Origin of the sequence: Granulicella arctica, from assembly GCF_025685605.1 — a bacterium.
GTDB lineage: Bacteria > Acidobacteriota > Terriglobia > Terriglobales > Acidobacteriaceae > Edaphobacter > Edaphobacter arcticus.
In genome coordinates, this window is sequence record NZ_JAGTUT010000002.1 from 464,986 (window position 1) to 480,516 (window position 15,531).

At 55.6% G+C, this 15,531-nt stretch carries 11 protein-coding genes; 2 read left to right on the plus strand and 9 right to left on the minus strand.

The features are described from left to right. Positions 1–339: 339 nt before the first annotated feature. Positions 340–1,275 carry an FRG domain-containing protein gene (locus OHL20_RS21910; protein WP_263385431.1) on the minus strand — a complete coding sequence of 312 codons (936 nt, stop codon included), beginning with the start codon at positions 1,273–1,275 and terminating at the stop codon, positions 340–342. 81 nt (positions 1,276–1,356) lie between these two features. After that, a complete protein-coding gene (mobF, locus tag OHL20_RS21915; RefSeq protein ID WP_263385432.1) occupies positions 1,357–4,116 on the minus strand; it encodes a MobF family relaxase in 2,760 nt (919 codons plus the stop codon). Between mobF and OHL20_RS21920 the strand changes: the two genes are divergently transcribed. Further along, entirely contained in the window at positions 4,106–5,203 is a 1,098-nt protein-coding gene (locus OHL20_RS21920; protein WP_263385433.1) for a hypothetical protein, read from the plus strand. The genes mobF and OHL20_RS21920 overlap by 11 nt on opposite strands. Before the next feature lie 74 nt (positions 5,204–5,277). Here OHL20_RS21920 and OHL20_RS21925 read toward each other — a convergent pair whose 3' ends face one another. The 5 genes from OHL20_RS21925 to OHL20_RS21945 all read right to left on the minus strand — a co-directional run bounded on the left by OHL20_RS21925 (position 5,278) and on the right by OHL20_RS21945 (position 11,563). Further along, entirely contained in the window at positions 5,278–7,293 is a 2,016-nt protein-coding gene (locus tag OHL20_RS21925) for a type IV secretion system DNA-binding domain-containing protein (protein WP_263385434.1), read from the minus strand. Next, positions 7,290–7,712 (minus strand): plasmid mobilization protein, encoded by a 423-nt coding sequence (locus tag OHL20_RS21930; protein WP_263385435.1) that lies wholly within the window; start codon positions 7,710–7,712, stop codon positions 7,290–7,292. The genes OHL20_RS21925 and OHL20_RS21930 overlap by 4 nt, the downstream gene beginning before the upstream one ends. A gap of 382 nt (positions 7,713–8,094) precedes the next feature. Further along, on the minus strand, positions 8,095–8,613 hold the full coding sequence (locus OHL20_RS21935; protein ID WP_263385436.1) for a hypothetical protein: 519 nt from the start codon (positions 8,611–8,613) through the stop codon (positions 8,095–8,097). Positions 8,614–8,972: 359 nt separating this feature from the next. After that, positions 8,973–10,553: a ParB/RepB/Spo0J family partition protein gene (locus tag OHL20_RS21940; RefSeq protein ID WP_263385437.1), complete on the minus strand. Its 1,581-nt coding sequence runs from the start codon at positions 10,551–10,553 to the stop codon at positions 8,973–8,975. Between the two features lie 77 nt (positions 10,554–10,630). Then, on the minus strand, positions 10,631–11,563 hold the full coding sequence (locus OHL20_RS21945; protein WP_263385438.1) for an ArdC-like ssDNA-binding domain-containing protein: 933 nt from the start codon (positions 11,561–11,563) through the stop codon (positions 10,631–10,633). Between the two features lie 780 nt (positions 11,564–12,343). Between OHL20_RS21945 and OHL20_RS21950 the strand changes: the two genes are divergently transcribed. Beyond that, positions 12,344–13,711, plus strand: coding sequence for a hypothetical protein (locus OHL20_RS21950; protein WP_263385439.1), 1,368 nt, complete (start codon positions 12,344–12,346; stop codon positions 13,709–13,711). Between the two features lie 34 nt (positions 13,712–13,745). Here the strand turns inward: OHL20_RS21950 and OHL20_RS21955 are convergent, their stop codons facing one another. Together OHL20_RS21955 and OHL20_RS21960 are read right to left on the minus strand one after the other, a co-directional pair. Further along, entirely contained in the window at positions 13,746–14,765 is a 1,020-nt protein-coding gene (locus OHL20_RS21955) for a tetratricopeptide repeat protein (protein ID WP_263385440.1), read from the minus strand. Between the two features lie 39 nt (positions 14,766–14,804). After that, positions 14,805–15,323 carry a hypothetical protein gene (locus OHL20_RS21960; RefSeq protein ID WP_263385441.1) on the minus strand — a complete coding sequence of 173 codons (519 nt, stop codon included), beginning with the start codon at positions 15,321–15,323 and terminating at the stop codon, positions 14,805–14,807. Between the last annotated feature and the right edge of the window lie 208 nt (positions 15,324–15,531).

Sequence of the window (15,531 nt, forward strand, 5' to 3'; positions counted from 1 at the left end):
CCGCGAGACCTTGGACAAATCCTGGAAGTCTGCCGAAGCGCCATGACTTCTCTTCCACAATCTGCGCCGCGCTTCAACTCGCAATCTTCGTCGTCCGGGAATCACTGAAGAGATCATCATGAGGATCGGCGGCTGGCGCACACATGGCGTCTTCGAACGTTACGCAGGCCGATAGCGCCGATGCACCGAAAGACGCGAAACGAGCAGAGTTGCTAGCCTTCGCAATCTCATCAAAGCCGAAGTCCCGTTGCCGTTAACCATCAATTGGTAAACGGCAGGTGAACGTATCAGGGCAACGCCGCGAGCTTTGGGACCGCTTTACCAAGGAAGATACCGCATTCATCCCCCATCTCCCGATCTTTGTCGCTCAGCCTCTCTTGCAACTTCGATCTCCAAATCTGTCTTAAGGAATTTGCAAAATCCGTCGAGACCAGGGAATAAGGACCCTCTGTGGATGTTCACGCTTTGCAATCTCTCAAGAAACTCGATTCGCAAGTTCTCACCCACCTTAAGCTTTCTAATAACTGGTCGTTCCTGTATCGGATCTATCATCATCGAAATCAAAATCTGATCAAAGAACGGCGTACCCTCATACAGCTTCCAGAGAAAGAACCCTTGTTGAGCAGACATGCGATCATTGGCTTGCGGCGGCTCGATTTTGACGACTAGAGGTGCGCCACGTTGTTCAAGCAAGCCACTCAAATATGCATTTCGTTCCTTCGGGTCTATTGATTCGAGGTGCTTCTGCCTTTTCGTCTCCAGCCAATCTAGGTCGATCGCCCAAATGGCTGAGTACCCGTTATCCCTCTCTCCTTTCTCTTCTACTGCAAAGTAGAGAGCGACATATGGCGACGAGGTCCAATCGAGAAGGCGAGTAGGCGTACCGTAGTGCTGCATCAACGCGAACCAACTGGCTATGTCATCGACAGGCGGAGTATGAGGAACGAACTGGTGAGCTTGTTGCCTAAAACGAAAGAGCAACTTGTTCTCTACGCTCCGGCGGTCGAGGTGACTGTGACCACTGGGCGTGCTAACTCTTACCTCTCGATCAAGTGAGGTTTGGAGCGTCCACGCGGATTCGCGTTGGCCACGGAAGCACCATGACCCCTGGAGTTCCCCTATCCAATCGAGAAAATCCTGCCACGATTTCGCTGTCTCAGTGCAAACGAGCTTGATAAAAAGCTCGTCGTAGGAACGCCCATACGGATCAAGGTCCTGTCTGTACTCTTCCAGCACAGTTTTCTGTTGTTGAGACCAATCCGTCGGTACTGGCATATGCGGTTCAGAACCTCTGCGGCGCTTTACCACCACTTCACCACTCGGCCATAATGATATCGCAGCGATACGCTGAACGCTTCAGAGACTCAATCCAATGTCCATGCCCTGGCTCTTTTCCTGCTTGGGAGTCTCGGCAAGCTCGCGCTGCGGCGGCTTCCGGTCGGGTGTATGGGCGCTCTGGTGCGAAACATCATGGCCCAACGCTTGCGGGAGCTTTTCTCGGTCGTTCGTGAAAATCTGTGCATCGTGAGCGCCGCGTGAAACGGAGACATAGGCCATGCGATTGTTGAGCAGGTCTTTTGCGCCAAGCTCCGTATCTATATTAATGAGCACACGGTCTGCGGTCTGCCCCTGACTGGAGTAGCTGGTCACGGCATAGCCGTGATCCAGATGAGGGTGCCTCTGCGGATCGAGGCTCATACTGCGTTCGCTATCCAGCTTCAATCGCATCGTGCCATCCTGCGCGATTCCTTCCACGGTTCCCAATTCACGATTCGCAATCTTCATCTCATTGTTGGGCGCGGTGAACTGGATGCGGTCGCCTACAGAAAATGCCTTCTCCTGTTCTCGGTAGACAGAGACACCCATCTGGCGGCGCGGATCGTAGGTCGTCTGTTCCCCATTCGTCCGCAGAACCGTCAGCGTATTTTCCTGGGCATTTACTGAAACAACGCGAGTGTATTCACCCTTCTCAATGCCAGTCTCCTGAGAGCTACGTGAATAGCGCACGATGTCATTCACTTGGTACTGCTGTGCCCAACCACGGTCTGCGCCGGTCATCTCCTGGCGCGGAACGAGCGTCTGCACGGAGTGTTCTTCGCGGCTTACAACGCCATGCGATTGCAGTTCGCCATGTATCCGTTGATTGATCTCTGTGCGTGAACGGTTGTCGGGCGAAACTACCAGCGTGCTTTCAGGTGACTTGGCATACTCGTGTGCAATGGCCGAGATGCGTTCCTCGTGGCCCTTTACCTCATGCACGCGGCCCTGCCGGTCGAGGCTTTCGACAGCGGCTCCCACCTGACCGTGAGCCAACTGCTCGACGGCCTGTTTCAGCTCCGGGTCGCGCTGCCGCACGATCTCCTCCAGCTTCACCGTGCGCATTCCCGCTTCCTGAAGTTGCGCGAAGGGGCGGCCCGCTTCGACGGCCTCATGCTGGCGCGTGTCGCCTACCAGCAGAACGCGGTCATTGGGATGGAGCCGTTCTACAAACTCGCGCATCTGGCGGGTAGAGGCCAGTGACGACTCATCGAGTACATACAATCGCTTCTCGCCGGTGTCCGGCTGCTGGCCTCGGGCAAGGTGACGCTGAAGTGTTGAAGTCTCCATACCGGCTTCGCCGAGCTTATAAGCCGCGCGGGATGTCGGCGCAAATCCCTCGACCGTATACCCCTGCGCCTCCGCACCTTCACGAACCACAGCCAGCGTCGTTGTCTTACCGCCGCCGGCGACTCCATCCAATCCAACAATCTTCTCGCGGCTCACAAATATCTCATCGACCGCGCTTCGTTGCGCTGGACTCAACTCCGGGTGCCGGTCTTCCGTCGCAATCCGCAGGTAAGGCGATACGAGCATGGGATCGCCATAGCCGCGCTCATTGCCTCGCTGCATCTGGCCGACGATCTCCTTCTCCATGCGAACCATCTCGGCGGTTGTGTACTGTGGCGCGGCGCGGCCATCCGTCTGTTCAACTGCGCGGAACTCGCCTCGCATCACTCGCTGCTCAAACTCATGCCTCACCTGGCTATAGGTAGCTTGCCCCATGCTGCGATCCATCGCCGCCTGTAGGATGGCTCGCTCGTCCTGCACCGCAGAACGCTCGAAGACATGGTTACGTGAGTAGGTCACGGACTGCTGTACTGTCTTCTCGGGTTGTTGAATATGCTGTTGATCGTGTTCGCGCGCCTGCGCGACAACACGATCTGCCTGATGGCCGAACTGTGCGGCCAGTTCGCGGTGCCGCTGCAACACCTCTTCCGGCGAATGGAGTTCCTTACTGTCCCGCGTGCGGTGGGCGGCAACCTGTGCCGCACCCGCACCGTCTCTGCCGATCTCTTGTAGATGCTCTTTGATCTGTTCCCGGCGCGGACTCGATGCATCGAGATACTCCTGTGTGTAGCCCTTGATCTCCGGCTGACCATGCTTGCCGCGCTCGATCTCGTAGCCCAAGCCACGCAACCGCATGGCGAGCTCCGAGCGGTACACGCCGGTCGCATACTGCTGGGACTGAAACAAGCTGCGCTCCTGGAGCGCGCGGGTCTGGCCGTTCTCGCGTTCGGTCACATTGAAGATGACAGCGTGGGTGTGGAGCTGCGGCGCGGCGTAGCCGTCCACAGGACGGGCGGTATCATGCTCGAAGGTGGCCGCGATGAACTTGCCCGTAGTCTCCGGTGCATGGACGTTGCCGATACGCGCCTGCGTGTATCGCTCCAGTTCCCCAAGAGCGACGCGGACACTTTCACGGTGCTCCTCCCGCACACGATCATCGCCGCCCACAAGGGCGGTGAGGGAGACGGACTTCGGTGCGGAGAATGTGGCGTCCCATCCGGCGCGATGCTCCACGCTGGTGATTTCCTTGCCGTATTCGTTTTCGTAGGTTCTGGCGGGCTGATGCTTCACGAGTTGCACGCCGCTCTCAGGGTGCTGGCCTTCACTCAGACGGGCGAAGTGGTCGGAGCCTACGTCGCCACGCAGACCCCACTTCTGCGCAAGCCTGCCCTGCCACTCGCTATGCGCCTGCTGGTCGCGGCTCCAATAGTTCTGCTTTTCAGAGGTGAACTCGCGGGAATGATACGTCCGCGCCTGGCCCGCAGATAACGATTTAGAGATGGTCAACATGCGCGTGTACTCCACAACGTGCGCGGCAGCATCTCGCTTCTGCCTGATGAGATTCTATATTCAACCTGAAAAGCGGCGGAAGTCCGCTAACATTTATCCTGCTGCCACTTTGGGGATAGCAAAGGGTATGCTACGGACAACAGTCAAAGGAAGGCCAATGGAGACTTCAGGGAAATACTGGGTAGTATCCCCGAACGTTCGCTTCAATCCCAGAACCGTGAACGACTGGAGACAGGCGAGCGTGAAATGGAAGGCCGCATTCATGGGGTGGCAACCCGATGACGATCGGCACCGGCTCGGCCCGAAGTTCGCCCGTGCAATTCAGCCCGGCGACACAATTCTCATTGCCCGTCGCTTCGGAGGAGAACCCGAGACGGTAGGTTTTGGAACTGTGGTCGGAGGGTTCAAGACTCGCCTGAGCGGATTCAAACCGCACGAGCCATTCGGATCGTTACGTCAGCTTGATCCCTTTGTTCCCATGAGCAGGCCACCAGCCTCTCTGCCCATTCTGCAGGCTGTAAATCAGACGGCGGCGCTGCACCAACTCCACCCTGAATGGAACCCACAACATAAAGTCCTCTGCCGCTGGCTGGACGCAAAGCTAGCCACCGCTGCAAAAACGGAGCGTGGTAAGCCATCACAGCGTCAAACGCACGAGGTTAAGTTCGGCCCCCTTCCCAGTGATGGGCAACTCGAATATCAGGTGAGGACTCCGGAACTGGTGAAGCAGGCAAGAAAGCGGGAAGCCGCTCTCGTCACAAGATACCGGCTCTGGATAGAGCATCAGGACCGCAAGCTACGCATATTTCGTGTCCATCGACTCCAGTGCGATGCCTTCGAAGACGCCCGGCAGAACCTAATTGAGGCGAAATGTTCCGCGAGTAGAGAGTACATTCGGATGGCCGTTGGCCAGTTGCTCGACTATGCATTTCAGGCACAAGACGAAATCGGCGAGTGCCATAAGGCGATCCTTGTGCCGAACAAACCCGACATGTCGCTCGTACAATGGCTCGGAACACTTGGAATCAGTGTGATTTGGGAAGATGGTTCGGTGTTCCTAGACAATGCGAATGGGCAATTCACCTAGCGATGAGCGGATTGGTGCCTAGAAAGTCGACTTGTCGGAAGCCATGAACTGTTCTTGAGTCATCTATTGAAGCCTTACTCAATCCACTCCGATTCATCCCAGTCACGCAACTTTTCATTCCCAGCCTTCTGTCGTATAGCCCCAGGGAATACCGACTGCTTTTGGACCGGCTTCTTTGGAGACTCGTTCGGGACTGTACTCGCTGCCTGTTGAGCGTTGACCACTGCGTGCTGCACGGCAACAGAACGCGGCGATACCGATACAGTTCGCTCAATAAATCGCGGTTGCTTCGCTTTCGGTTTGAGGTATGGAAGATGAGCAGGGACGACGAGATTTCCCTGCTTGATGTAGCCATGCAAAGGCTCAAGGCCCGCGATCTCGGAAGGCATAACAAGCGGTTTGGTCGTAATCTCCATCGCGAACGACTTCTTGCTTCGCAACAATCCCATCGAACGCGACTCTTTTAGCCGCTCAACTTCGATTTCTCCGATAGCCTCCGAGATCCATTTTGCCGCGCGCGGCTCAGATGTCTTGAAGAATATCTTGGTCGCGGGCTGGGAGAGCATGGCCTCGGCGTCCTGGCCATATCGCTTCTCCAATTGACTGCGGCCCTGAAAGCCCATCACGACGGGATTGCCGTACTTGCGATTCTCAGTGACGGCGGAGTGAAGCTGAGGCAATTTGTTGAGGCTGGCGAGTTCGTCGAGAACGAACCAGACGGGCTTGACGTTAGGAGCATCGCAATAGCCCATCATGCGCAGGATAAACAGATCAAGCCACACGGAATGCAGCGGTAGAATCTTCTCACGATAAGAGGACTGTGAAGTCAGAAAGACCCATCGCTTCCGCTCGTCATACCACTCGGCAGTGGCAAACGTCGGTCTCGTATGCTCCCACTCCGGTAACAACTCCAAACTGTCGGCAACCATATTTAGACTTGCCAGGACACCGGAACGCTGGGCAGGTGCAGCAGGATCAAGCAAAGCGGCAAGAGGTGTTCCCTTTACCGATGCTTCTATCTGCGAAGGATTCGACATCAGCCTGAGAATGTCTCTGGGTTGCGGCTTTCGCTTGAGTAGATGGGCCAGTATCCGGCGTGGGCCATCGGTGAAGAACTCTTTTTCGTAATCCTTCTCTGGCAGGAACGCCGCGGCAATGGTCATCGCAGTTTCATCGCTGGTAATCTCGTCGCCAAGGCCCCAATAGGGACAGCGTGTATCGAGAGGATTGAGGATCAAGTCGCCCCGCGCTGGCGAGTAGAACTCAGGGGTAAACTCCAGCGCCGGATCGTACACGATGGCAGTCTCTCCTCGCTCCGCAATCTGGCGAAGAATCTGCCGGATCGCCGAAGACTTACCGCTGCCGGTGTCGCCCATCAAGAGGAGGTGGCTGGCTTCGAGATTTCGAGGGACGCGGAACGATGGACTCGCCCATCCGGGAAGGAACTTGCTGAACCGATCAAGCCATGGATTGTTCCAACGCAAGCGCAGTTGAATACCATCGGCCTTCGTCTGGCGATTCCAGCGCAGAGCGGACAGCAGCTCCGGCCCTTTCGTGCGGCGTCCGTGACGCTCTTCCTGTTTCGATTGGCCCTGAAACCATATCCGTAAGGCGAGCAGAGCGAGGATGAAAGCCACTCCCCACAAAGCAGGTTGAAGTAGAAGCCGCCAGAAGCCCTCTCCGCCATAAAATTCGGCCTGAAGATATCGTTGCAACTCGGCGGCGTTGACCCGCTCTTTCGGTCCCTGAACGAGGCTCTTCCAAGCCGCATCCCGGGCAGCAGAAGAGAGCTTCATCGGAACGGCAAGACGCTCTTGATCTGCCGAGGAACCGGACACAATATCGGCCGGGCCGGCGAGTTCTTCGGTCCGGCCGGGAGCGGTCTTGAATATCCACTGAACGTCAGTCGTTGCGCTCGGAGAATTTTTGAGGGCCGTACTGTTAAAGTATGCGTCGTAGTAATACCGCTCCAAGGGCGGCATTGTGAACGAATACCAGATGGTCAGCGGGACGCTAAACAAAACGGGGCCGACCGCGATGAGAAACACAATCAGCCACGGAAACCGGCGCGGAAATCGCATCGGTTTCATGGCACTTCCTCGGACGGTTTGCTGCCGTTCTTGCCCCTCAGTTTGACCAGAAACTCGTCGGCCTTTTGCTGTTTAACGGAGTCGGCGTATGCCAGCATCTTGCGGAGCGATTCGTCCGTCAAGGGGCCTTTGGAAGCTGCCGCGAACAGATTAAGGATAAGGGTGCGAATCGCCATCAGTTCCGCGAGCAGGATCGGGTCGGTATTTTGGGCCGGGACGGAACGCGCCTGGGCGAGCGCAGCGTCGCGCAGCCACTCGCCAACTTTCTTCCCGGCGCTTGCGGCTGCGGCTTCGACTTCGGAAAGCTCTGCTTCGGACAACCGGGTGCCGATGGAATTGGTGCGGTACTTTTCGGAGGTCCGGGCAGCGGGAACCGCTGGCGGAATCAGGGAAGACGGCTTCGAGTCGGTGGCGGACACTGCGAATATGACCCCCGGTAGAACTTAGATCGCCACCATCTTTGATGCCGGGTTGTTGAGCGTGGTTTTCGTAAGGGCTTTTGGATCATCAAGTTCGCACCCGATAACTTCATGGGTAGCGTTCGCTACCCGCATGTTCACGCGCGGAAACAAGAACTCGCAAGCTGCTGAAAGCACACATGTTAACCATCGTAAACAAATGTGTACTAACGCATACCCCATTGGGGATGACGTGTCAGCTATTCACCCGCTGCGAAGCAGCGCGGGTTTATGCCGTGGGACATCACCGCGTCTTCTTTCAGACGGCACAACAGAACGCACTATGCCAGCGTGGCGACCGTCGACCGGAAAAGGGGGCTGGTGCCGATCCATGCAAATTGACTCATGTCAGCGGTCCGAATAGTCGCTCCAACACTTCGTCGAGCGAGGCAAGTGAATCGAACCGGCTACGAGCGATGATCCGCTGGTCTGGCCGTTCCGCTTTTGTGCCTTTGGTATTTGCCTTGGTATGTTTGGCGACTCTCATATTTCGGATGTCGGGCAGCGGTTGACCCGGAGCACCCCCCAACCAGCGGTAGGAATCAAGTTCCAATTTTGGAGTGACTATGATCCAGATGATGCAGCCGCTCGGCTTGTCCATGAGCTTTAAGCTGGCTGTAATACTGGCCGCCTTTCCACCCACCATTGAGGTTTTGAATTGAATGTGCCTGACGATCCTGCCGTGACTCATTACCAGGTCGTATCCTCCGGCGTCGAACTCGGAGCGAAGCACCTCAACATTTGTCACACGATGCACCCACAGCCAGCGCAGGGCGTCGCCCACAAACACATGCTCGACAATCCGCTCGCGCAGTGTCGAGTGGAGATAATGCGAAGTCTCGCCGCCAGTTTCGATGTCCATCCGTGCCCCCTTACTACATCTAATAATGGACATTAGCAGATGTAGTAGACACCCTCAGGCCCGACTGTCCGACTTTGTGAGCCGTTCCTCCCGCCCCAGATATTCGAGTCGGTTTTTGCCCGTCGGGTGGGTGGGAATAGTCGCTCCTGCCATGCAGGAGCAACGCCCAGGGTGGGAAGACGGGCACACGAAAGGGGGAAGATGCAGGAAGGGGGAACGCCTTCCTGCCGCGCTGCCGGCGAGCGGGGGCCGGTAGCTGGATGAGGGTGCAGGGAGAAACCAAAGCGGTTTCTCCCTGCGCGATTTCTAGGCGTGAAAGAAACGAGGCGGCAGGTTCGCCGCCCCGCTGGGAGATGACGCTAGGCTGCTTTCTTGGCTTGTGGTTTCGCAGCCGACGGCTTGACTGCCTTCTTTGCCTTGCCCTTTGCGGCGAACTCCTGCTTCACCTTGAGGGCGATGGCGTCGGTGTCCACCTTGTATGCCAGTGCGGCATTCCTCAAGACCTTTCCGGCATCGGGCTGGTTTCTTGACGAGAGCAAAATGATTCCCTCGATAATCAAGCGTCCGAGTGCGGACTCGTCGGCTTTCCGGGCGAATGCGACCATCAGTTTTCCGATGGCGTCTCCGTCCTGCGGCCTGATACCCCGGCTCCGGGAGAGGGTCTGCAATCTGCGCTCGTCCAAGAGAGGCAACAGGGTCTCAATGATGAAAAGCAAGTCGCGCTTCATCAGACGAACCGGGACGGCGGCGACGATGGAACTGAGGACGCGCAACCCCGTTGCATTGGCTAACACCTCCTCGCGGCGTTCTTTCTCCTGCTCCGCTTTCGCGTTGACGCTGGCTTTGTTCGGCTGCTTCTTGGGATGGTGGATGGGGCATTCGGGATTGACGCAGACTTTGCGAACCTCGCCCTTCTCAATCCCAACCGTAACGATGGCTTCGCTCATGAAGCAGCACGTTTTGAACTCCGGCAACTTTGCCATCTCCGGTGTCTTCGGCTTGTCGGCTCGAAGCTCGACGTACTTGTTGCGTGCGATGGCCACGACTCCCTCGGGCATCGTGCCGTAGCTCGTGCTGATTTGAACAAGTTTTGGCTTGCTGGCGAGTGTGGCTTGAACGTGGGCCTCGACCTTCGCAGCGTAACAGGTCGGGTCGGTGCAAGCGTCCTGCTGCACGTCGGCAAACAAAAGCCTGTTGTGCCCTGTCCGCTTGGGGCAATCGAGACAGCTTCCAGCGGCGGGAATGAGGGTGGCATCCTTCCGGCTGAATGGAGCGAGCTTCAAGATGAGCATGAGTTGATGCTCAATCCAGTGCTGCAAGTGGCGAACGGGTAGCAGGATGCGCTTGGGCTTCTTGCCCGTCCCCGCCCATTCCTCACGGAAGCATTCGTTCAATGCCTTCTCCTGCTGGTCGGGCTGCAGCTTCGCCAGAAGCAGAGCGTGTCCGACGCCGATCTCCTCGGCATAGAACGCCTCAACCACGGGCGCGGAGAGGTCAGTCAGCTTGAGGCGTTGGGCGACGTAGACGGGAGATTTACCCGTCCGGGCTGCGATCTGCTCGACGCTGTACTTCGGCTCCTCCAGATTCAGAAGCGCACGGAAACCCTGCGCCTCTTCTAACGGGTGAACGTTGCGGCGTTGAAGGTTCTCGACAAGCTGGATTTCGAGAACTTCCGCATCGGTTAGGTTGGCGATGCGGCATGGTGCGTCGAACTTCTCGGCAAGCTTGGAAGCGCGAAAGCGCCTCGCTCCGACAACGATTTCGAAGTCCTGCTCAGTGATGGGACGAACAAGCAAGGGCTGCACGACTCCGCTGGTGCGGATGCTCTCGGCCAGTTCGCGCAACGCATCATCTTCAAAGATGCGGCGGGGGTTGGTCTTCGATTCGGTGAGGACGGAAAGAGGAAGGTTGCGGTACTCGGTAGCGGTCTGGGTGTTCATGGTGCTCTCCTTCTGTGTTTGGGCGTACGGGGGCGTTATGCGGACGGCGCGAAGCCGCCCGCCATCAAGAAAGGCGTTTAGCTGGCTTGCGCCAGTTCGGGCTCTGTTTCGGCTTCGGCGGTGCCTTCCGCTGCTGGCGTTTCCAGTGCGGAAAGAATGACGGCGGCGGTCTTCTGAATCACTTCCAAGCTCTCGGCCAGAAGTGCGGCATTGCCGTGGTACAGGTGGATGTAGTCGGCGGATGCCCGTCCGGTGTCGAGGCCGATGGTCTTGCCGACAACAAAGGCGATTGCTTCGGCTTCCGTCTCGCGAACGGTCTTAGTGGTTGCGGTGCGGCGTTCTGCCTTGTGCAACATCTCGTGCGCGAGTTCATGAACGAGGGTCGAAAACTCCTCGGCGGTTTCCTGACCGGGAAAGAGAACGATCTTCCCGCCGTAGCTCACACCCAACGCGGGGGAAATGCTCTCCTTCCAATCAAGCTCGATGCCCTGAGCAATGACGAAATCAATCAGGCGTTCGCGGTACTCTCCGACATTGCCCTTCACGCGCTCGGAAAGTTCGGGAAGCTCTGCACCATCGGTCTGGCTGACATCGAAGACGTAGGCCGAACGGAACCCCACGAGAACGGGTTGGTTCTGGGTGCGGATATCCTTCTCGGCTTCCGAATCCTTCTTCCGGCGAATCCCAATCATGGGCGCGAGAATGCGGATGCCCTTCTCGCCCTTCTTGACCCGGCGGCCAAGCTGGTTCCACGCATACATTCCGGCAACGCGGGTTGCGTCCGGCTTCTGCCGCGCAATCTCCATGATGTTTCCAAAGCTGTAGTTGTGAAATTTCCCCATCGCCAAGAGGTAGGCGGTGAGTCCTTCGCTGTGTCCCTGCTCCAACTGCTCGATGAGGGCTTGGACGTTGGCCGCGATTACGTCTTTCGCGGTCTGCTGCTTTTGCTGCTGCTGTTTGAGGTTCTGGGTAAACGGGGTGACGGTGGCGGTGGTGGCTTGGGTGTTCATGGGTGCTTCCTCCTTGGCGTTGGCCTTTGCATTTCCGCGTTGAAACGCGGCATGTACATGCCGAACGCCTCCTGGCGAAGGTGGGGGGTAGCAACTGCAAGCCGAGGGGTCTCCCCACCCTTGCAACGGAAGCGCAGCGGAAGTGGAAAGGGCGGAGCGCAGCGGAGGTCTGCACAAGCGAAGCGCGGAAGATTGGGGAGTGGCTTGCGGGCGCGAGGGGATACCTCCCCTTAGCAGGCTTGTCTACCCTGCTGGGCGCGGAGCGCAGGAATTGTTAGGGCCGGCGTTGCGGGCAGGACACAGGCCCGCAGAGGTGGGTGGCGGAGGACGGCGGAGCTGGCCGGAGACAGGGAGGATTCTTCCTCCCGCCTGCACGGAGTCGCTATTCTGGATTGGCAACTTGGGGGATCGTTGCACCTTTTCACGTCTGAAACAAGCGGCCTCGTTTCAGATGAAGGGCGAATATAATCTCAGCAAATGGACCTACTCATTACGGTATTGACGCTACTCGCCGCCGTCCTTGCGATTACGCCTCGTGAGCGGCAATTGGATATCAGGGTCCGTATCCGAACATTCGATCGTTCCGTAGTATTTTTTGGAATCTTCGCGGTGCTCAGTCTCGAATTTTACGAGTTCTTACAACGACATCTCTCTTGGCTGCCCCCGAAGGAATGCTGGCCACAAGGCCTCACACCAAAGAATGCGACATACTTGGTCATTCTCGTTGTCGCTGCGACTCTCTGGATTCGCCTACGTTTCGCTAAGTTGACGAGGAGCAAGATGTCAACGTTCCGCGAATTGATTGAAGAGCTTTACTGGAATGGGAACTATGGCGAACTATTTGCCCTACTCCACACGCACCTAAAAAGCCTATTCAGAATATATAGTTCCGATTACTTCCTACCACGACTACGCGAGAGATTGAGCCCTATTAGCAGTATCAGGTCAACTGCATTCTTAATTGACGAGCTGGCGAAAGCCAAAGGTGCGCCTCCCTTAACGCAGGCAAACAACTCCACAGGCCGAAGGTATTACCGACGTATTCGTTCGAGCATATCGCACACAGCATGGCGCGTTCTGAGGCTTCTGCCCGTGGATGACACGTCCCAAGACTCTTCGAGAGAACTCATCCGTGGAGTCTTTCTTGCTCCCAAATTCCTAACAGCACTAGCGCAAACAAGGCCATACCTTGGATTGGAGATTATCGAGCTTTCTACTCAATCATTTGAACGAGCTGAGTTCGTCGATTTGTTCGTAAAAGAATTATTACGCGATCACCATAGCGTGTTTTATAGGGAGATTCAGAACAATCAAAATACGTGGCATGAGCGTTACCAGTTGCCTGAATCAAACCGATTTCTCTACTTTTTTCTAAAGGATGTCAGCATCGCCAAGAAGCTTAACATTTACAAGCCCGTTGGTGATTCTATGCTTTCGTATTTGGATGATTTGACGAGGCATCCGCTGGGCGACGCCTACAACAGAACAGTTGATAGAGACTTTGAAGATGTTGAATCGTGGCATTCGCCGTTGTTCGTGGGCGTGCAGTTCTTCGACATAATGGTCAAGGAAGCGCTCTTTCAGAAAATGGAATGGCACATGTGGCTGTACTATATGCCGTTAGTCATTGAACGCATTGTGCGCAATTACAGGCTCACTGATCCTCTGGTAGAGCCAGAGTACGAGTTTCCTACGAGGTATGGGTACATCCTCTATCGTGCCTTCTCCAGTATGCGTGACTGGATCTTGGCGGTAGAGCATATCCCGTCTGATCAGGCGAACGTGAAGTTAAAATCCACGTCTGTATCCTACGATGAGAATAGCAATATTCCGAAGAGCAGCATTATAGCGATGACGAGATGCCTGTACTATGTCTTGCAATCTAAACATATCGGGCATCGAACAAAGCGCTCCCTGGCGGGCATGGTATTCGATATTTATTTTGATCTTCGAGCTTCAGGGAATTTCGATTCATACGCTCAAGTGCTGCTCAGCGCAATCCTAGGAGTTAAATCATATGAGAAGAGTCAGCATGAATATAGGAAGACTCTGACAGAGTTATTTGAGGCAGAGAAAGATGAGTATCTTGTCAAGCGAAGTGAAGTGCATGTCGCAGAGGTTGAAGCCGCCATCAATTTAGGCACATAGCTCTAACAATGCTTGAACATCACGATCGCCCTATTCAATCATTGCGGAAATGGATTTTGGGATGAGTTTCTATCCACTGCTTAGCACGCGCTCGGATCTCTACTATTGATCCAGCGGCAATCTTAGTGGTCAGGACTTCAAGTGATTTAGTGACGTGGCTCGCTTGAGATTGTGGCAGCGGATACGTCGAGCAAAGATAGAACCAAAAATAGAGTTCGTGTGGATCTATCGGAACGCCCTCGCTGCGGTTGTACATCATTCCGATATTGAACATAGCGCCAGCATTTCCCTTTTCTGCCGCCGTTCGATACCATCGCATCGCTTCTGCATAGTCCTGCGGCACGCCTTTACCGTTCTCATACATATGTCCGATTAGGCAAAGGGCCTCTTCGTTCCCTTTGTCAGCCGCCATACGATACCAGCGCAAGGCTTCCGCATCATTTTGAGGCACACCGCCTCCGCTACTGCTGTAAATGTTCCCGACATTCAATAGAACATCTCCGTCGCCCTCTTCGGCAGCCCACAGAAACCACTTTAGTTCCACGGCATTTTCTTTTGCTAACGATCGTGTGAGTGAGGATGCCTTAAATGCTGAGGAATACCAGCGAACCGCCTCAACTTTGTCGTTAGGGACGAAATCGCTGTTAGCATACAGGCCCCCGAGAAGCATTTGTGCAGATCGATCACCCTGTTCAGCGGCTTTTTGATGCCAACGGATACCCTCGGAAATGTCTTTGGCTACGCCTTCCCCGAGAAGATAGTTTGACCCAAGAGCGCTTTGCGCAGTGATATCTCCTTGGTCGGCCGCCATGCGATACCAGCGAACCGCCTCACCTTTATCTTGCTTCACGCCGTTGCCGTAATCGAATGCCGCTCCGAGCATCACCTGCGCACCCGGAAAGTTTTGTTCAGCCGCCTTGCGCCACCATCGTATTGCCTCCTCATAGTTTTTCTGGTCCAAGTATTCGACACCCAGACATGTCATGGCCTCAACATCACCTTGCTCTGCCTGACGCCTTAGAAGTCTTACCTTTAACATTTTGAATACATTCATAGACATTCCTCGAACATCAAAGGTCGATCTTGCTTCGGGTTACTCGGACTGAAAACTCACTCCATCGACTTCGGCTCCTCTAAAACCGAAGACGAGAAAGCTCTTGTAGAACCTCATTGAATACACCCGGCCCCCAACGATGTCCGCTACCGCATATTCGAAAACCTCTGGAGAACTGGTCGCTCGAACTTGAAAGGGCATCTGAGAGAACAGCGATAAGAATTGGCGCCAAGCTCCAGCCTCCTCGTGCGTCGTATCATTTCCGAAACCCATATTGGGGAGCACCACTTCCCAATGTGGAATCTTCTCGTTTGTCTCACGGAAGTGCAATGCGGTCAGACATGCGGTCATCACCCTTTTTATCCGTTTGACATCAGCCGTAAAGGCACCCACCACCATTCCTTGAACTTCTACGGGCCGAATGTCCGAAAAAGTCGTATGCAGCAGAGCTGGGGTACGGTCGAAAGACCTCATAGCCTTGTCAAAAAAATGCCGCTCACCGATCTCATTCACTCCGAACCATGTACCAACGACATTGCGCGTGTACTCCACGTCCATCGCGTTAGCCTCATTGTGGAGAGTACATGAGGGCACAGTGATAAGGTTCTCTCGATACCCCACGGGGAAGAATGCAAACGGTGGAACGTGCTCTCTGGTCGTTGCGGGTTGGTCGCAGGCGTAACAGGTTTCAATAGTCTTATGTCTCATAGATATCTTTTTAGCTACAGCTGCCAATTCTCACCAAGGGGCTGTCATGCACCACCAT